Source organism: Kitasatospora sp. NPDC036993, from assembly GCF_055607525.1.
Window position 1 is genome coordinate 177,456 of sequence record NZ_JBVJRP010000013.1, and the last position, 17,724, is coordinate 195,179.

General features: G+C 73.6%; 15 protein-coding genes. 6 read left to right on the top strand and 9 right to left on the bottom strand.

Annotated elements, in window-relative coordinates; translation table 11 throughout:
• Positions 1 to 261 precede the first annotated feature (261 nt).
• Complete coding sequence (locus ACZ7C5_RS27095; RefSeq protein ID WP_401088608.1) at positions 262 to 1,416, top strand: alpha/beta hydrolase; 1,155 nt, start codon at positions 262 to 264, stop codon at positions 1,414 to 1,416.
• Positions 1,417 to 1,575: 159 nt separating this feature from the next.
• Here ACZ7C5_RS27095 and folE read toward each other — a convergent pair whose 3' ends face one another.
• The 6 genes from folE to dacB all read right to left on the bottom strand — a co-directional run bounded on the left by folE (position 1,576) and on the right by dacB (position 9,530).
• Positions 1,576 to 2,181: a GTP cyclohydrolase I FolE gene (folE, locus tag ACZ7C5_RS27100; protein ID WP_030309924.1), complete on the bottom strand. Its 606-nt coding sequence runs from the start codon at positions 2,179 to 2,181 to the stop codon at positions 1,576 to 1,578.
• A gap of 106 nt (positions 2,182 to 2,287) precedes the next feature.
• Positions 2,288 to 4,342 carry an ATP-dependent zinc metalloprotease FtsH gene (ftsH, locus tag ACZ7C5_RS27105; protein ID WP_188301526.1) on the bottom strand — a complete coding sequence of 685 codons (2,055 nt, stop codon included), beginning with the start codon at positions 4,340 to 4,342 and terminating at the stop codon, positions 2,288 to 2,290.
• A gap of 225 nt (positions 4,343 to 4,567) precedes the next feature.
• Positions 4,568 to 5,122, bottom strand: a complete 555-nt coding sequence (hpt, locus tag ACZ7C5_RS27110; RefSeq protein WP_049654051.1) for a hypoxanthine phosphoribosyltransferase — start codon at positions 5,120 to 5,122, stop codon at positions 4,568 to 4,570.
• 71 nt (positions 5,123 to 5,193) lie between these two features.
• Positions 5,194 to 6,321, bottom strand: coding sequence for a tRNA lysidine(34) synthetase TilS (gene tilS, locus ACZ7C5_RS27115; RefSeq protein WP_401088605.1), 1,128 nt, complete (start codon positions 6,319 to 6,321; stop codon positions 5,194 to 5,196).
• A gap of 284 nt (positions 6,322 to 6,605) precedes the next feature.
• Positions 6,606 to 7,775, bottom strand: a complete 1,170-nt coding sequence (locus tag ACZ7C5_RS27120) for a zinc-dependent metalloprotease (protein ID WP_401088603.1) — start codon at positions 7,773 to 7,775, stop codon at positions 6,606 to 6,608.
• A gap of 132 nt (positions 7,776 to 7,907) precedes the next feature.
• The gene (gene dacB / locus ACZ7C5_RS27125) at positions 7,908 to 9,530 is read right to left on the bottom strand and encodes a D-alanyl-D-alanine carboxypeptidase/D-alanyl-D-alanine endopeptidase (RefSeq protein WP_470323623.1); all 1,623 of its coding nucleotides are present in this window, start codon (positions 9,528 to 9,530) and stop codon (positions 7,908 to 7,910) included.
• Between the two features lie 76 nt (positions 9,531 to 9,606).
• Between dacB and ACZ7C5_RS27130 the strand changes: the two genes are divergently transcribed.
• Complete coding sequence (locus ACZ7C5_RS27130; protein WP_188300447.1) at positions 9,607 to 10,098, top strand: inorganic diphosphatase; 492 nt, start codon at positions 9,607 to 9,609, stop codon at positions 10,096 to 10,098.
• A gap of 216 nt (positions 10,099 to 10,314) precedes the next feature.
• The gene (locus tag ACZ7C5_RS27135) at positions 10,315 to 10,983 is read left to right on the top strand and encodes a biliverdin-producing heme oxygenase (RefSeq protein ID WP_401088599.1); all 669 of its coding nucleotides are present in this window, start codon (positions 10,315 to 10,317) and stop codon (positions 10,981 to 10,983) included.
• A 97-nt stretch (positions 10,984 to 11,080) separates the two neighbouring features.
• Here the strand turns inward: ACZ7C5_RS27135 and ACZ7C5_RS27140 are convergent, their stop codons facing one another.
• Together ACZ7C5_RS27140 and ACZ7C5_RS27145 are read right to left on the bottom strand one after the other, a co-directional pair.
• Positions 11,081 to 12,772, bottom strand: a complete 1,692-nt coding sequence (locus tag ACZ7C5_RS27140) for an HtaA domain-containing protein (RefSeq protein ID WP_470323624.1) — start codon at positions 12,770 to 12,772, stop codon at positions 11,081 to 11,083.
• Between the two features lie 58 nt (positions 12,773 to 12,830).
• Positions 12,831 to 14,393, bottom strand: coding sequence for an HtaA domain-containing protein (locus tag ACZ7C5_RS27145; protein WP_470323625.1), 1,563 nt, complete (start codon positions 14,391 to 14,393; stop codon positions 12,831 to 12,833).
• Positions 14,394 to 14,566: 173 nt separating this feature from the next.
• Here ACZ7C5_RS27145 and ACZ7C5_RS27150 point away from each other — a divergent pair, with 173 nt between their 5' ends.
• The 3 genes from ACZ7C5_RS27150 to ACZ7C5_RS27160 are packed head-to-tail and all read left to right on the top strand — an operon-like array spanning position 14,567 to position 17,453.
• A complete protein-coding gene (locus tag ACZ7C5_RS27150; RefSeq protein ID WP_470323626.1) occupies positions 14,567 to 15,583 on the top strand; it encodes a heme/hemin ABC transporter substrate-binding protein in 1,017 nt (338 codons plus the stop codon).
• Positions 15,580 to 16,641, top strand: a complete 1,062-nt coding sequence (locus ACZ7C5_RS27155) for a FecCD family ABC transporter permease (RefSeq protein ID WP_470323627.1) — start codon at positions 15,580 to 15,582, stop codon at positions 16,639 to 16,641. Before ACZ7C5_RS27150 ends, ACZ7C5_RS27155 begins: the two co-directional genes overlap by 4 nt.
• Positions 16,642 to 16,643: 2 nt before the next feature.
• On the top strand, positions 16,644 to 17,453 hold the full coding sequence (locus tag ACZ7C5_RS27160; RefSeq protein ID WP_401088890.1) for a heme ABC transporter ATP-binding protein: 810 nt from the start codon (positions 16,644 to 16,646) through the stop codon (positions 17,451 to 17,453).
• Between the two features lie 51 nt (positions 17,454 to 17,504).
• On the opposite strand, the gene ACZ7C5_RS27165 is transcribed toward ACZ7C5_RS27160, so the two are convergent.
• Positions 17,505 to 17,714, bottom strand: coding sequence for a dodecin (locus tag ACZ7C5_RS27165; protein ID WP_188300434.1), 210 nt, complete (start codon positions 17,712 to 17,714; stop codon positions 17,505 to 17,507).
• Positions 17,715 to 17,724 lie beyond the last annotated feature (10 nt).

Here is a 17,724-nt window from a genome sequence, read left to right on the forward strand (position 1 = left end):
GTCGGTAAACCGGGGCCGTGGTCGCGCTGCGGGTTGAGCCGGCGGTGGGAGCCGGGGGCCCGCCGCAGCGTGGCGCGGCAGGGTCCTCCGGGACGCGTTACGTACGGTGGACGCCGCATTCTAGGGCGCCGGTTGCCTGCGATCTTCCCCGCCCCACCGGCCCGCCCGGGCGTCCGGACAGCCTAGCCGCGGTGGCCCGGCCTGACGGATCGCCAGACGATGAAGCCTGCACCGACAGTGTCCCACCGGAAGGCCGACGGTATGGAACTGACCAGCGACGCGCTGGTGAACTCGCTACTCGCACTCGGCGCCGCGGCACTGGCCGCCACCCTGTGGATCTGGCCGAGACTGGCGTCGCAGCGCCCGCTGCCGGTGCTCGGCCGGATCGGGCTCCTGACGCTGGTTCAACTCTCGGTGCTGGCGGTGCTCGCGGCGTCGGTGAACAACTCCTTCGGGTTCTACACCTCCTGGGCCGATCTGCTCAGCACCGGCGGCGCCAAGCTCGCGCTGACCAGCAACGAGAACCACAAGGGCGGCACCCCGGTCGCCGACGAGCTGGTCCAGCCGACCGCCGAGGGCGGCCTGGAGACCGTCACCAACCTGCCGAAGGGCCCGCCCGAGGAGGTCGGCAGGATCGAGTCGGTCCGGGTCAGCGGCAAGGAGACGGGCTTCTCCGACCAGATGTTCGTCTACCTGCCGCCCGCCTACTTCGACCCCAAGCTCGCCCTGGTCCGCTTCCCGGTCCTGCTGGCCATCGCCGGCTACCCGGGCAACACCCTGAACCTGCTCCACGAGCTCCCCTTCGCCCAGACCGCGATCGAGATGCAGCGCACGGGCAGGATGCAGCCGACCGTCCTGGTGATGGCGCGACCGGCGGTCGTCCCGTCCCGGGACACCGAGTGCGTGGACGTCCCCGGCGGGCCGCGCACCGAGACCTGGTTCGTCAAGGACGTCCCCGAGGCCATCCGCGGCAACTACCGGGTCGGCCGCACGGCCGGCTCCTGGGCCACCATGGGCTACTCCACCGGCGGCAGCTGCGCGCTGCGGCTGGCGATGCGCTTCCCGAACGTCTACGGCAGCGCGGCGAGCCTGCACGGCGACTTCACCGTGCGCCAGGACAACTACACCGGCGGCGACCTCTTCAACGGCGACAAGGCCCTCACCCAGCAGCACGACCTCGGCTGGCGGCTCCAGAACCTGCCGGTCCCCGCGCTCAGCCTGCTGGTGGTCTCCACCCGCACGGAGGGCGACTACCCGCAGACCGTCCAGTTCGTCGACCAGGCCTCCAAGGCCGCGGCGGCCAACCCCCAGTTCAAGGTCGACTCGCTCTACCTGGACGACGGCGGGCACAACTTCGACAGCTGGACCAGGGAGCTGCCGGCCTCACTCGAATGGCTGGGTTCGCACCTCGGATAGGGACAGGCGGGTGATCACCCGCCGGCCGGCCCGGACGGCCGGCGGCCCGGGTGGTCACACGCCGGGTGCCCGAGCGCCGCGACGCCCCGGGCACCCCGGCCCCGCCGCACGCGGAGCGCGCGGTGCCCCCCGAGGCCGCCGCGGCGGCCGGGCGCCTCCTCAGCGGCCGATGATCAGGCTCATCGCCTCGGCCCGGGTGGCCGGGTCGCGCAGCTGGCCGCGCACGCAGGAGGTGATGGTCTTGGCGCCGGGCTTGCGGATGCCGCGCATCGACATGCACATGTGCTCGCACTCGACCACCACGATCGCGCCGCGCGGCTCCAGGATCCGCATCAGCGCGTCGGCCACCTGGCTGGTCAGCCGCTCCTGCACCTGCGGCCGGCGGGCGTAGACGTCGACCAGCCGGGCGAGCTTGGACAGCCCGGTGATCTTGCCGCTGGTGGACGGGATGTACCCGACGTGCGCCACGCCGCGGAACGGCACCAGGTGGTGCTCGCAGACCGAGGTCAGCTCGATGTCCTTGACCAGCACCATCTCGTCGTGGCCGAGGTCGAAGGTGGTGGTGAGGACGTCCTCGGGCTCCTGCCACAGGCCCGCGAATATCTCCTTGTAGGCCCGCGCGACCCGGGCCGGGGTCTCCAGCAGACCCTCGCGGTCCGGGTCCTCCCCGACGGCGAGCAGCAGCTCGCGGATGGCGTTCTCGGCCCGCTTCTGGTCGAAGGTACCGACGGCGGGCGGACCGTCGAGCGTCACCGGATCGATCATGCGGGCCTCGCTTATGTATCGGAAGACTGTGGCTGAACAGCACGGATGCCGCGCCTCCAGGGTACAAACCCTGGTGACGCGGCATCCATTCCCTCTGCTGCGGGGGTCAGCCCTCGGCCGGCGGCTCGGTCGCCGGCAGCGGCGGGAGCTTCACGACGTCCACCTGGGGGACGTCACCGGCGGCGGCGCCGTTGGTGAGCGCCAGCTCCTTCGGGGACTGCACCGGCGGCCTGGTGGACGGCGTGCGACGGGAGGAACCCGTCCAGGCCGGCCGGGCCGGGCGCTTGACGATCGGCGCGAAGACCTCGGCGATCTGCTCCTTGTTCAGGGTCTCCTTCTCCAGGAGCTCCAGGACCAGGTTGTCGAGCACGTCGCGGTTCTCGACCAGGATCTCCCAGGCCTCGTTGTGCGCGTTCTCGATGAGCTTCTTGACCTCTTCGTCGACCAGCCCGGCGACCTCTTCCGAGTAGTCGCGCTGGTGGCCCATCTCACGGCCCAGGAACGGCTCCGCGTTGTCCGAGCCGAACTTGATCGCACCGAGGCGCTCGGTCATGCCGTACTGGGTGACCATGGCCCGCGCCGTGGCGGTGGCCTTCTCGATGTCGTTCGAGGCGCCGGTGGTCGGGTCGTGGAAGACCAGCTCCTCCGCCGCGCGGCCGCCCAGCATGTAGGCCAGCTGGTCGAGCATCTCGTTGCGGGTGGTGGAGTACTTGTCCTCCTCCGGCAGCACCATGGTGTAGCCGAGGGCCCGGCCGCGGGACAGGATGGTGATCTTGTGCACCGGGTCGCTGTTGGGGCACGCCGCCGCCACCAGGGCGTGGCCGCCCTCGTGGTACGCGGTGATCTTCTTCTCCTTCTCGGACATGATCCGGGTGCGCTTCTGCGGACCGGCCACGACGCGGTCGATCGCCTCGTCCAGGATGAAGTTGTCGATCAGCTTCTTGTCCGAACGGGCGGTCAGCAGCGCCGCCTCGTTGAGGACGTTCGACAGATCGGCACCGGTGAAGCCGGGGGTGCGCTTGGCGACGGCCGAGAGGTCGACGTCGGGCGCGATCGGCTTGCCCTTCTGGTGCACCTTGAGGATGTCCAGCCGGCCCTGGAGGTCGGGGCGCTCCACCGCGATCTGGCGGTCGAAGCGGCCCGGGCGCAGCAGCGCCGGATCCAGGATGTCGGGGCGGTTGGTCGCGGCGATCAGGATCACGCCGCCCTTGACGTCGAAGCCGTCCATCTCGACCAGCAGCTGGTTGAGGGTCTGCTCGCGCTCGTCGTGGCCGCCGCCGAGGCCCGCGCCGCGGTGCCGGCCGACGGCGTCGATCTCGTCGACGAAGACGATCGCCGGGGCGTTCGCCTTGGCCTGCTCGAAGAGGTCGCGGACGCGGCTGGCGCCGACACCGACGAACATCTCGACGAAGTCCGAGCCGGAGATCGAGTAGAACGGCACCCCGGCCTCGCCCGCGACGGCGCGCGCCAGCAGGGTCTTGCCGGTACCGGGCGGGCCGTAGAGCAGCACGCCCTTGGGGATCTTGGCGCCGACGGCCTGGAACTTGGCCGGCTCCTGGAGGAACTCCTTGATCTCGTGGAGCTCCTCGACCGCCTCGTCCGCGCCCGCGACGTCGGAGAAGGTGGTCTTCGGGGTGTCCTTGGTGAGCAGCTTGGCCTTGGACTTGCCGAACTGCATGACCCGGGAGCCGCCGCCCTGCATCTGGTTCATCAGGAACAGGAAGACCAGGACGATGATCACGATCGGGAGCATCGACAGCAGCAGGCTGACGAAGGTGCTCTGCTTCTCCGGGCTGATCGTGTAGCCCTCGGCGAGCGTGCCCTGGTCCTTGTCGTTGACCTGGGCCTGGAGCTTGTCGGCGATGGCGACGCCCTGGTCGCCGATGTACGAGGCCTGGAACTTGGTACCGGACGGGGTCTTGCCCGTACCGGCGGTGGGCAGCGTGGCGCCGTCCTTCAGCTGGATCTTGATCGTGTTCGAGTCACCGGTGGTGATCTGCGCCGACTTGACGTTGTGCGCATCGATCGCCGCGACGACCTGACCGGTGTCCACCGTCTTGTAGCCGTTCGAATCCGAAACGACCTGCATCAGTACGATGACGGCGAGGACGGCCAGCACGATCCACATGATCGGCGCACGGAAGTATCGCTTGACGTCCATCCATGCGGGGCGTTGCCGCCCCGTCCCTCCTGCCACTCAACGGCGCCGGGGGGCTGTTGGGCCGCGGCGCGTCCGGTTGGTGCTCATGTGAAGAGCGGTTTATTGGACCGTACCGCAGTCGGACCCACCGGTGGCGGGAGCACTGCGACACGACTTTGGTTCCTTGCCCCCGGACCAACGGGCGGGAACGGCCTACTGTTCCCGCCCGTCGCCCGAACGGGGCCCTCAGCCGCCGTAGACGTGCGGGGCGAGGGTGCCGATGAAGGGCAGGTTGCGCAGCTTCTCCGCGTAGTCCAGACCGTAGCCGACCACGAACTCGTTCGGGATGTCGAAGCCGACGTACTTCACGTCGATCTCGACCTTGGCCGCGTCCGGCTTGCGCAGCAGGGCGCAGACCTCCAGCGAGGCCGGGCCGCGCGAGCCCAGGTTGCCCAGCAGCCAGGACAGCGTCAGACCGGAGTCGATGATGTCCTCGACGATCAGGACGTCACGGCCGGCGATGTCGGTGTCCAGGTCCTTCAGGATCCGCACCACACCCGAGGACTTGGTGCCCATGCCGTACGAGGAGACGGCCATCCAGTCCATGGTGACCTGCGAGTGCAGGGTCCTGGCGAGGTCGGCCATGACCATGACGGCCCCCTTGAGGACGCCGACGATCAGCAGGTCCTTGCCTGCGTAGTCCCGGTCGATACGCTCGGCCAGCTCCAGGAGCTTGGCGTCGATCTCGTCCTTGCTGATGAGCACCTTCGCGAGGTCAGCGCCCATGTCGTTCTGGTCCACCGGGGATACGTCCTCAAACGTTCGGGGTCTTTGTGGCCGGCGGCCGGCTCCCCCGGGGCATGCCTCGCCCGTCAGTCGCCCTGCCGCCGAAAGACCAGCGTGCCACACCTGCGGGTCGCCTCGACGCCCCCGGGTAGGTGCAGCGGGCCCTGGCCGCGCCATCCGGTGACCAGCAGGTCGATCGTCTCCAGGTGCCGGGCGAAGAGGTCACCGGCCGGGCAGCCCGCGCGCAGCGCGGCCCGGCGCAGCACCCGGCGGCGCACCGCGGACGGCAGCTCGGCCAGCTTCACGGCGTCCAGGGCGCCATCGCCCGTACGGAGGTCGCGTTCGGCCAGGGAGGCCCACTGGTCGAGGGCGTCGGCGTCGTCGCGGAACAGCCGGGCGGTACGGGCCAGCGCCTCGACCACTCCGCCGCCCAGGTGCTTCTCCAGGACCGGCAGCACCTCGTGGCGGACCCGGGAGCGGGTGTAGGCGGGATCACAGTTGTGCGGGTCGTCCCAGACCGGGATCGACTGGGCGGTGCAGGCCTGCCGGGTGGCCGCCCGATCCAGCTCCAGCAGCGGACGGCGGTAGCGGCCCTTCTGGGCCGGCATCCCGGCCAGCGAGCGGGCGCCGGAGCCGCGGGCCAGGCCGAGCAGCACGGTCTCGGCCTGGTCGTCCCTGGTGTGGCCGAGCAGCACCGCGATCGCGCCGTGGCGTTCGGCGGCCCCGTCCAGGGCGGCGTAGCGGGCGTCCCTGGCGGCGGCCTCGGGGCCACCGGCCCGGCCGACCCGCACCGGGACCGCCTCCACCGGGTCCAGCCCGAGCGAGCGGAGCCGGTCGGCCACCTGGGCGGCGCGCTCGGCGGAGCCGGCCTGGAGGCCGTGGTCGACGGTGACGGCGCCGACCCGCAGGCCGATCTTGGGGGCCTCGAAGGCGGTGGCGATGGCCAGCGCCATCGAGTCCGCGCCGCCGCTGACGGCGACCAGGACCAGCGGCGAGCCGGGCGCGGCAGGGGTGCGGGGCAGCCCGGAGGGGTGCCGCGCGGCGTTGCCGATCAGGGTGGTGCCGACCGCGGCGCCCACCAGCGGCACCCCGGCCGGGCGCTCGCGGGGCTCGCGCACGGGCGCGGTGAAGGTGGAACCGGCCTCGGCTGCGAGGTCGGTGAGCGTACGGCGAACGGCCAGGCGTATCGCGGCGACGGCGGGGTGAGGGCCCACGGCGGACGACTCCTCGACGGAGGGGGGACAGGACGTGCGGCGGACGCGGCGGGGACCGCGCCCCTGCATGAGCACCCTGTTACCGGGCGCTCACAGATGGTGGCAGAAAGGAGCGACCCGCTACGCCACCCGCGCCACCGGTACGACCCCCGTCCCACGTTCGGGTGAATGAAGAAACGCTTCTTCACCCGTCGTCTGGCCGATTGGACCACTCGTACGAGCGGGTTTGACCGACGCGCGCCGCTTGCCGTCCGGCTCACGGCGCGCCGGCGCCACGACCCCGCTCAGCGGGCCACCCGGGCCACCCAGGCGGCCGGATCGTGGATCTCCTCCTTGGTCGGCAGGGTGTTCGGGGAGGTCCACACCCGGTTGAACCCCTCCATGCCGACCTGCTCCACCACGCCGCGCACGAACACCGCGCCGTCCTGGTACTGGCGCAGCTTCGCGTCCATGCCCAGCAGCCGGCGCAGCAGCAGGTCGAGCCGGTTGGCGCCGCGGTCCCGGCGCTGCTGGAACTTCTCCCGGATCTCGGCGACCGTCGGCACCACGGCGGGTCCGACGCCGTCCATCACCACGTCGGCGTGGCCCTCCAGCAGCGACATCACGGCCGTCAGCCGGCCGAGGATCTCGCGCTGCGCGGGCGACTGGACGATCTCCAGCAGGTTCCCCGAGGAGGCGCTCTCCCGGTTGCCGCCCGGCAGGCCGCCGAGCGAGCCCGCCGCGTCCCGCAGCCGCTCCAGCAGCGCGCCCGGGTCGACGTCCGTCTCGCTGAGGAAGGACTGCACCTCGGACTGGATGTGGTCGCGCAGCCACGGCACCGCGGTGAACTGCGTCCGGTGCGTCTCCTCGTGCAGGCAGACCCAGAGCCGGAAGTCGGACGGGTCCACGTCCAGCTCCCGCTCGACGTGCACGATGTTCGGCGCCACCAGCAGCAGCCGGCCGGGACCGGGACCGTCCGGCCCCAGCCGCGGCTTGTCGAACAGCGCGGCCGGGCTGTCCGGCGCCTCCAGCGGGGGCTCGGCCGGGGCGAAGGTCTCGTACTGGCCCAGCACCTTGGTGGACAGGAACGCCAGAAGCGCCCCGACCTCGATCCCGGTGGCCTTCTCGCCCACCGCGCCGAACACCCCGGCCGCCGCGCTGTTCGTCCGACGCGCCTGGAGCTTCTCCACCAGCGGCTGGACGACCGTACGGAAACCCGCCACGTTGGCCCGGATCCACCCGGGGCGGTCCACCACCAGCACCGGCGTCGCCGCGGCCCGGGACAGGCTCGACGAGCGCATGCCGGTGAACGCCCGCACGTGCTCCTCCGCCTCCAGGGCGTGCCTGCGCAGTTCGGCGACCACCGCCGCCGCTTCCTCCCGGCTCACCTCGGGCCCCGGCCGCACCAACCTGGTCGCGGTTGCGACCGCGAGGTTCCAGTCGACCATGTCAGCACCGCCACTCGCGCTCGTCATGCCCTCACCGTACGTGCTCCCCACCACCAACGGCAGCCACCCGCCGCGAACACCTCCCGCCCGACGGCCCACGGATGACGGACGGGTGGGGCGGGCGGCCCCGGCCCGGGCGGGAGCGGTGCCCGTGTCCGGTCAGTGGCAGCCGCAGGCGGTGAGGCGGGCGGCGACCCGGTCCATGGCGGCGCGGGCGGTGTCGGCGGGGGCGCCGGTGCGGGTCATGACGGCGAAGGCGAGGAGGCGGCCGTCGGCGTCGACCACGGTGCCCGCGAGGGTGTTGACTCCGCTGAGGGTCCCGGTCTTGGCGCGGATCAGGCCGGCCGCGTCGGCCGCGCCCGAACCGGAGCCGTAGCGCTTGTTGAGGGTGCCGGTGAAGCCCGCGACCGGGAGGCCGGTGAGCACCGGGCGCAGGGCGGGTTGCTGCTCGGAGGCGGCCAGCGCGAGGAGCCGGACCAGCACGGCGGGCGGGATCGCGTTGCCGGGGTGCAGGCCGCTGCCGTCGTTGAGGACCACGTTGCCCATCGGCACGCCGAGCCGGGTCAGCTCCTGGGTGACGGCGGCCGCGGCGCCCTCGAAACCGGCCGGCTGGTGGGCGGCGATGGCGACCTGACGGGCGATCGCCTCGGCGAGCTGGTTGTCGGAGGTGGTCAGCAGGCGCTCGACCAGCCGGGCGACGGTCGGCGAGTCGACCCCGCCGAGGACGGTCGTGCCGGAGGCGGCCGGGTCGGGGGCGGGCGCGGCGGCGGGACCGGCCTTGCCCGTCACGGTGATGCCGCAGGCCCTGAGCAGCGCGGCGAAGGTCTCGGCGGCCGCGGCCGCCGGGTCGGCGACCCGCTCCGGGGCGTCCTCCCTGCTCTTCGGGTCCACCTTGGCCTCGTCCACCATCAGCGGGACCACCAGGGCGATGTTCTGCCCGTCGTGGTTCCTGTGCTGCGGGTTGCCCGCGTACAGCGACAGGTCGTAGTCCAGCCGGACCGTCGTGGTGCCGAGGTTCCTGAGGGTGCCGGCGGTCTGCTGGGCCAGCTCGTCCAGCGAGGCGGGGGCGGTGTCGGCGTCGGCCGGCTGCCCGCCGATCTGCACCTGGTCGGCGGGCAGTGCGGTGAGCGTCGGGTCGCCGGCACCGACCAGGGTGATCGTGCCAGGGTCGGCGCCCCTGACCACCCGGGTGGTCAGCCGGGTGTCGCCCGGGATCAGCGACAGGGCCGCGACGGCGGTGGCCAGCTTGGTGGTGGAGGCGGGGGTGGCCGGGGTGTTCTCCCCCGAGCCGTACAGGAGTTGACCGGTGCCGGCGTCCGCGACGGCGAAGGTGACCTCGCCGAGGCTCTTGTCGGCGAGGGCCGCGGCGAGGGCCTGCTGGAGGCCCTGCGCGGTGGGGACGGCGGAGCCCGCGCCGCCCTCGACGGCCGCCAGGACGGCGCCCGGCGCGGGGGCCGGGCGCGCGGCGGGCGCGTCGCTGCCGACGGGAACGGGAGCGGTGGCGGGCGGCAGGGACCGGCGGGTGGGCACCGCGCTCGGGCCGTCGCCGGCCCGGGACTTGGCGCCGCCCTTCCCGTGGTCGCCCTTGCCGCCGTCGTGACCGCCCTGCCCGTCGTGGTCCTCGTCGTCACCGTGCCCGGCGCTGTGCCCGCCCGGCGGCGGGGACGGCTGCGCGTACGCGCCGCCCGAGGTCAGGACCGTGCCGACGACCAGCAGGGCCGCCCCGAACAGCCCCGAGACCGTCCCCCCGCGGCGCCGCGCCGCCGCTCCCCCTGCTCCCACCGACCGGCCCCTTTCCCGAGCACTCGCTCCCGTAGGAGACACTTGGATTCTGTCAGTCCCTACCTTGGAGGAACCGTTGGAGTTCGACGTCCTTATCGAAATCCCGAAGGGCTCTCGTAACAAGTACGAGGTCGACCACGAGACCGGCCGTCTGCGGCTCGACCGGATGCTCTTCACCTCGACCCGCTACCCGGCCGACTACGGCTACGTCGAGGGCACGCTCGGCGAGGACGGCGACCCGCTGGACGCGCTGGTCATCCTGGACGAGCCGACCTTCCCCGGCTGCCTGATCAAGTGCCGTGCCATCGGCATGTTCCACATGACCGACGAGGCCGGCGGCGACGACAAGCTGCTCTGCGTCCCGGCGACGGACCCGCGCTGGGAGCACCTGCGCGACATCCACCACGTGTCGGAGTTCGACCGCCTGGAGATCCAGCACTTCTTCGAGGTCTACAAGGACCTGGAGCCCGGCAAGTCCGTCGAGGGCGCCGACTGGGTCGGCCGCGCCGAGGCCGAGGCCGAGGTCACCGCTTCGATCAAGCGTCTGGCGGAGCAGGGCGGCCACTGAGCCGTCGTTCCGATCCCACTCGATCCAGGACAGTCGAGACGGGTCGGGACAGCCTGGGGCCGGGGTTCGCGGATTCTTCCGCGGGCCCCGGCCTTCGTCGTGTCCGGGGACCGGACGGTTTGCCGACACCCTGTCGGCATGATGTGAAGTTAGGTTAGGCTAACCAAAACATTCGGCCCGATCGCGAACCGGCCGACCCCGAACCCTGGAGGCCGCATGCCCACGCCCGCGCCCACCCCGTTCTCCACCGTGCTCCGCACCGCCAGCAGCGAGGAGCACGAGGCCGCCGAGCAGTCCTCGTTCATGAGCCACCTGCTGGGCGGCCGGCTCGGGATCGAGGCGTACGCCGACCTCACCAGCCAGCTCTGGTACGTCTACCGGGCCCTGGAGGGCCGGGCGGAGCAGCTCGCGGAGCACCCGCTGGCGGGCCCCTTCATCGACCGGGCGCTGCTGCGCACCGCCGCCGTCGAGCGCGACCTGGCGCACCTGCGCGGGCCCGGCTGGCGGGACGGCCTGGCGCCGCTGCCGGCCACCGCCGCGTACGTCGCCCGGGTGGAGGAACTGGCCGCCGAGTGGCCGGCCGGGTACATCGCGCACCACTACACCCGCTACCTGGGGGACCTCTCGGGCGGCCAGATCATCCGGGGCGTCGCGGAGAAGACCTGGGGCTTCGAGCGCAAGGGCGACGGCGTGCGGTTCTACGTCTTCGAGGAGGTCGACAACCCGGCGGCCTTCAAGCGCGAGTACCGGGCCAAGCTGGACGCGGCCGGGGAGGCGCTGGACGAGGTCGAGCGGCGCCGGGTGGTCGAGGAGTGCAAGCGGGCCTTCGTGCTCAACGGGGCGATCTTCCGGGACCTGGACGCGCGTTACCCGCTGAGCGCGTGAACAGCTGAGCGCATAAACGTTTCTCCAGGCCCTTTCCAAGGGCCCGGCCCCGGCGAGCGGTTGCTCGCCGGGGCCGTCGCACGTTTCGGAGCCATCGTCAGGCCTTGGCGGCACCGCGGCGGTTGCGCACCAGCACGGTGGCGCTGCCGCCGACCAGCAGCAGACCGGCGGCGGTGGCCAGCAGCGGGACCACCGGGGTGTCCGCCCCGGTGGCGGCCAGCGAGCCGCCTCCCGTACCGCCCAGGCCGCCGGTGGTGAGCGAGGCACCGCCGGTGGTCAGCGAGGGGCCCCCGGAGGTGCCGCTCCCCGCGCCCTGGCCGCCGGCCGCGGAGCCACCACCACTGCCGCTACCGCTGCCGGAGGAGCCGGCGGGCGGGGCGGTCGGGAGCTTGGCGTCCTTGTCGAAGGCGAGCGTGGCGCTGACCGGGTCCAGCGCCGTACCGGCCGGGTAGTTGGAGAAGACCGGCACCCCCTCGGCGGTGAGCGTCGCCGGCACGCCGGTGAGCGTCACCACGCCGTCGACCGGCTTCAGGGCGGCGGCCGGGACGTCGAGCCTGGCGATCCTGGCGCCGGTCAGCGCGGTCGACTTGCCGTCGGGGGACTTGCCGTTGACGTCGGCGGTCAGGAAGGCGCCGTCCCGGTCGACGGTCAGGCCCAGCTTGGAGAGCGTGGTGTCGAGCGCCCAGCCGTCCTTGCCGGGGTGGGCGAGGAAGCGGACCGAGCCGTCGAAGCCCGCGGTCAGCGTGTGGTCGGCGGTGTTGTAGGCGCCGGTGGCACCGCCGAAGCGGTAGTCGGCCGCGCCGCCGCCGAACTCGACCTTGCCGGCCGCCATCGGGCTCGCCAGGTACGTGCGGAAGCTCTCCTTGACCTTCCAGTCCAGGGTGCCGTTCAGCACCGGCAGCCTGGACGGGGCCGTGCTGGGGCTCCCGCTCGCGGAGGGAGTGGCGGTGGCGCTCGGCGAGGAGGTGGCCGACGGGGTTGCGGTCGGCGTCGGGGTCGCGGTCGGCGTGTCCGTCGGCGTGGCGGTGGGGGTCGCGCTCGGGGTGCCGGTGGCGCTCGGCGTGACGGTGGGCGAGGCGGTCGCCGTGGCGGTGGGCGAGGCGGTCGCCGTGGCGGTGGGCGAGGCGGTCGCCGTGGCGGTGGGCGAGGCGGTCGCCGTGGCGGACGGCGAGGGCGTGGCCGGGCTCTGCTTCAGCAGCAGCGACAGCGGGTCCATGTCCGCCCCCGCCTGGTAGAAGCCGGCGAACGCCTGGGCGCCCTGCTCGGTCAGCTTGGCGGCGGCCGGCACCCCGGTGGTGGTGTCCCGCGCGACGGTGAACGTCACCAGCGGAACGTCGTCGCGCCGGGTGATCTCGGTGGCGCCCATCGACTCCTTGGAGGCGGTGTCGGCGGTCAGCGTGCCCGAGGTGCCCGAGGTGGTGATCCGCAGGTCGCTGAGCGCGACGTCCAGCGCCCCGTGGTGGGCGGTGAAGTGCACGCCGCCGGTGAAGGAGGAGCTGAGCACGTGGGTGCCCAGGTCGTACGTCGCGTTCGCCAGGCCGAAGTGGAAGGTGCCGTCGGCGTTGGCGGTCGCGCCGCCGGTCAGCTCGATCGCGCCGCCCTGGGAGCCCGGGCCGTTGAGGTAGTTGCGGAAGCTGGCCTTCACGCCCCAGTCCAGCGAGCCGGTGTCGTACGTGACGCTGCTCGGGGCGCCCGCGCCGAAGGCCAGTGCGGGGACACCGAGGGCGGTCAGGCCGAGACCGGCGGTGGCGGCCGCGAGGGCTGCCAGCCGGGTGCGGTTGCGGGACATGCTGGGTACTCCGTTCGGATGGGGGGAGGGAGCCGGGGGAAGCTCCCTGGAGGGGTCGTCAGGCCGCGTCGTCGGCGGTGGGTCCGGCGACGGCTGCCCCGGACGCGGCGGCCGCCCGGCGACGCCGGACGAGCAGGCCGCCGGTGGCCGCGAGCGCCGCCACCAGCACCGCTCCGCCGGCCACGGCCGCCACCGGGACGCCGCCCGCGGAGGAGGAGGCGGCGACGGGCGCGGCGGACGGGGAGGAGGCCGCACTCGCGGGGGTGCTCGGCGCCGTGGCCGGGGCACTGCCGAGGTCGGGCAGCGGGGGCAGTGCGGCGGCCGGGTCGAGGGCGACGGCGAAGCTCAGCGGGTCCATCTCGGTGCCCGCCGGGTACAGGCCGCCGAACGCCTCGGCGCCGCCCTCGGCGAGCTTGAGCGGCAGTTCGACGGCTTTCAGCAGACCGCCCTCGGCCTGGAGGCCGGCCGGGTCGAACACCGCCAGCTCGACGCCGGGGAGCTGCCGGGTGCCACCGTCCGGGGTCCGGCCGGAGACGTCGGCGACCAGCCTGCCCCGGCCCCCGGAGACGGTGACGCCCGGGTTGGCGAGGGTGAGGTCCAGGCCGTAGCTGTCACCGCTGCGCATGCCGGTGAAGCGGACGGTGCCGGTGAAGGCGGCGGTCAGCTCACCGGTCGCCGGGTCGTAAGCGCCCTTGGCCGGGGTCCAGCGGAAGAACGCGCCGCCGTCCGCCGCCCCGCCGCCGAGCTCCCAGCGGCCCTGGGCGATCGCGCCGGTGACGTAGTCCCGGAAGGTGCGGCGCACGCCCCAGTCGAGGGCGCCGGCGGCGAACTCGGTCCTGGTCGGGGCCTGGGCGGTCGGTTCGGCCGTCGGCTCGGCGCTCGGCGTGGCGGCGGGGGCCGCGGGGGTGGCGGGAGCGGCGGTGGGCGTCGGGGTGGCGGCCGGTGCGGGCGCCGCGGGCTTCTCCTGGACCGCGGGCTTCTCCTGCGCCGCGGGCAGGTTGACCGAGAGGGTGAGCGGGTCGAGGGCCGTACCGGCCTGGTAGAAGCCGCCGAAGGCCTTCGCCCCGGCGTCGGTGAGGGTGGCGGGGACGTTGTCGAGCGTCAGGGTGCCGGCCGCGCCGCGCAGGTCGACGCCGGCCAGCGAGAGGTCGGCCAGCTTCGCCTGGCTCGCGCTGCTCACCTGGCCGGTCTCCTTGGACTTGCTGCTGACGTCCGCGTACAGGCCGGCCGCACCGCCCTGGGCGGCCTTGAAGGTGAAGCGGCCGACGCTCAGATCCAGCGCGTTGGAACCGTTCTCCTGGTGCCCGGTGAACCGGACACCGCCGGAGAACGCCGCGCTCAGCGCACCGGTCGCCGGGTCGTACGCGCCGTTCGCGGAGTGGAACCGGAAGGTGCTGCCGCCGACCGTGGCCGCGCCGCCGGTGAGCGCCCAACTGCCCTTGGCGATGGGCCCGGTGACGTAGGTCAGGAAGGACTGCTTGATCCCCCAGTCCAGCCGGCCGCCGGAGACCCTGCCCTCGGCGGCCGCCACCGGTCCCGGCGACAGGCCCACCACCAGCAGGGCGGCGAGGGCGGCCACCAGGGCGGCGGCCAGACGGCGGAGCCGGCTGGACAGGGGCACGGCGAATCACTCCTCGAAGGGGGGCGCGGGGGATTTTCCGCAGGGGGGGCGACAGAGGCCACCCCCTTGCGGAGCTGAGGTAAGGCTAACCTAATATATGAGTCAAGAGCCCCGCCGCCCCACTCCCCCACCCCGGGCGGCACCGGCACCAACTCCCGGCGGAGGGAACCAGGTTGAGCAGCCGCACGATCCGATCCGGGGCGGCCCGCGGGCCCGTCCTCCTGCTGCTCGCCCTCGGCCTGCTGCTCGCCCTCACCTCCTGCGGCTCCGCCGCGGGACCGGCCGCGGCGACCGGCTCCCGCGCACCCGACGCGGTCGAGCCGCTGTCCGTCGAGCCCGTCCCGCAGCTCCCGGCCACCACGGCCTCGGCCGACGGCCGCCAGGTCACCGTCACCAGCGCCGAACGGATCATCCCGCTCAACGGCAGCCTCGCCGAGCTGGTGTTCAGCCTCGGCCTGGGCCCCAAGGTGGTCGCCAGGGACGTCTCCACCACCTTCCGGCAGGCCGCCGCCCTGCCGGTGATCACCCAGGCCCACGACGTCTCCGCCGAGGGCGTGCTCTCGCTGCACCCCACCGTCGTCCTCGCGGACCGCTCCACCGGCCCGGCCGAGGCGATCGCGCAGATCCGGGCGGCCGGCGTCCCGCTGGTCGTGCTGGACGACGCCAAGCGGCTGGACGACGTCGGCCCGCGCATCGACACCGTCGCCGCGGCGCTCGGAGTCCCGGACGCCGGAGGGCAGTTGAAGGAACGCACCGGGCAGCGGATCGACGAGGCCAGGGCGGCCGTCCCGGCCGACGGCCGCCACCCCAAGGTCGCCTTCCTCTACCTGCGCGGCAGCGCCTCGGTCTACCTGCTCGGCGGCCCCGCCTCCGGCGCCGGCTCGCTGATCGAGGCGGTCGGCGGCGAGGACGCCGGCACCGCCGCCGGCCTCACCGGCGACTTCACCCCGCTCACCAGCGAGGCCCTGGTCAAGGCCGCGCCCGACGCGATCCTGGTGATGAGCAAGGGGCTCGACTCGATCGGCGGCGTGGACGGCCTGCTCAAGCTGCCCGGCGTCGCCCAGACCCCGGCCGGCCTCGACCGCAGGATCGTCTCGATCGAGGACGGCCAGCTGCTCAGCTACGGCCCGCGCACCCCGCAGGTGCTGCGCGAGATCACCGCCCAGCTCTACCCGGCGGACGCCAAGTGACCCTCGCCGCAAGCCGGAAGGCCGTCCCGACCGTCCGCCGCACCACCCTGATCACCGCCGGCCTCGCCGCCGCCCTGGTCCTCTGCGCCCTGCTCGCGGCCGGAGTCGGCGCCTACCGCATCCCGCTCGGCGACATCCTCGCCTCCGCCGCCCACCGCCTCGGCCTCGGCGGCCACGCCCTGGACCGGGTGCCGGAGTCGGTGCTGTGGAACGTCCGGCTGCCCCGGGTGGTGCTCGCCCTGCTGGTCGGCGGATCGCTGGGCTGCGCCGGCGCGCTGATGCAGGGCGTGTTCGGCAACCCGCTCGCCGAGCCCGCCGTGATCGGCGTCTCCTCGGGCGGCGCGGTCGGCGCGGTGGCCTGCATCGTGCTCGGCCTGGACGCCCTCGGCAGCTGGACCATCACCGCCTTCGCCTTCGCGAGCGGCCTGCTGACGGTCTTCGCGGTGTACGTCATGGCCCGCTCCGGCGGGCGCACCGAAGTGGTCACGCTGATCCTCACCGGCGTCGCCGTGAACGCCTTCTGCGGCGCGCTGATCGGCATCTTCCTGTTCACCGCCGACTCCGCCGCGATCAGCCAGGTCACCTTCTGGCAGCTCGGCTCGCTCTCCCAGGCCACCTGGGGCAAGGTGCTGGCCGTCCTGCCGTTCGCACTGACCGGCCTGGCCGTCGCCCCGCTGTACGCCCGCAAGCTGGACCTGCTGGCCCTCGGCGAACGCCCGGCCCGCCACCTCGGGGTGGACGTCGAGCGGATGCGGCTGGTGCTGATCACCGTCGTCGCGCTGCTCACCGCGGCGGCCGTCGCGGTCAGCGGCATCATCGGCTTCGTCGGCCTGGTCGTGCCGCACCTGCTGCGGATGCTCGCCGGGCCCGGCCACCGCTTCCTGCTGCCCGCCTCCGCGCTCGGCGGCGCGCTGGTGCTGGTGGCCGCCGACCTCGCCGCCCGCACCCTCGCCGAGCCGGCCGAACTGCCGCTCGGGGTGCTCACCGCACTGATCGGCAGCCCGTTCTTCTTCTGGCTGCTGCGCCGGACCAGGACCAGACAGGGAGGCTGGGCGTGAGGCTGCGCCACCACCGGGAGATCCCGGAACGACCTTTGCCCGGAAGCGAGTTGCTCGCCGCCGAGGCCGTCCGGCTGAGCGTCGGCGGACGCCCGCTGCTGTCCGGCGCCGCCGTCCGGGTGACCGCCGGCGAGGTGGTCGCGCTGCTCGGGCCGAACGGCGCCGGCAAGTCCACCCTGCTGTCCGTGCTGGCCGGCGACGTCCGGCCGGACGACGGCGAGGTCACCCTGCGCGGGCGCCCGCTGAGCGGCTACGGCGCCGCCGAACTCGCGCTGCACCGCGCGCTGTTGCCGCAGTCCGCGGCGCTGTCCTTCCCGTTCCCGGCCGACGAGGTGGTCCGGATGGGCCGCGCGCCCTGGGCCGGCACGGCGGCCGCCGCCGAGGACGAGGCCGTCGTGGCCGAGGCGATGGCGGCCACCGAGTCCGCCGCCTTCGCCGGCCGGCCGTTCACCGCCCTGTCCGGCGGCGAGCGGGCCCGGGTGGCACTGGCCAGGGTGCTGGCCCAGCGCACCCCGCTGCTGCTCCTGGACGAGCCGACCGCCGCCCTGGACCTGCGCCACCAGGAGCTGGTGCTGCGGGTCGCCCGGGCCAGGGCCGCCGCCGGGGACGGGGTGGTCGTGGTGCTGCACGACCTGTCCCTGGCGGCCGCCTACGCGGACCGGGTGGTCCTGCTGACGGGCGGGGCGACGGTCGCGGACGGACCGGTCGCCGAGGTGCTGCGGGCGCCGCTGCTCAGCGAGGTGTACGGGCACCCCGTCGAGGTGCTGGCGCACCCGCGCACCGGGGTGCCACTGGTGCTGCCGGAGCGCTGAACCCCCGGCCGGCGCCCGGTCCCCGGCCGACACTGAACGTTCGGGCGGCGCTCAGTCCTCCAGCCGGAAGCCGACCTTCATGCACACCTGGTAGTGCTTGACCCGGCCGTCCTCCAGATGGCCCCGGACCTGCGAGACCTCGAACCAGTCGAGGTTGCGCAGCGTCCTGGAGGCCCGCTCCACCCCGTTGCGGATCGCGGCGTCGACGCTCTCGGACGAGGACCCGACGATCTCGGTCACCCGGTACACGTGGTCGGTCATGGCGGACTCC

Coding starts and splice junctions, on each gene's coding strand:
- ACZ7C5_RS27095 (WP_401088608.1), top strand. CDS start 262: ATGGAACTGACCAGCGACGCGCTGGTGAACTCGCTACTCGCACTCGGC.
- folE (WP_030309924.1), bottom strand. CDS start 2,181: ATGATCGATCCGGTGACGCTCGACGGTCCGCCCGCCGTCGGTACCTTC.
- ftsH (WP_188301526.1), bottom strand. CDS start 4,342: ATGGACGTCAAGCGATACTTCCGTGCGCCGATCATGTGGATCGTGCTG.
- ACZ7C5_RS27120 (WP_401088603.1), bottom strand. CDS start 7,775: ATGACGAGCGCGAGTGGCGGTGCTGACATGGTCGACTGGAACCTCGCG.
- ACZ7C5_RS27135 (WP_401088599.1), top strand. CDS start 10,315: ATGCCCACGCCCGCGCCCACCCCGTTCTCCACCGTGCTCCGCACCGCC.
- ACZ7C5_RS27140 (WP_470323624.1), bottom strand. CDS start 12,772: ATGTCCCGCAACCGCACCCGGCTGGCAGCCCTCGCGGCCGCCACCGCC.
- ACZ7C5_RS27165 (WP_188300434.1), bottom strand. CDS start 17,714: ATGACCGACCACGTGTACCGGGTGACCGAGATCGTCGGGTCCTCGTCC.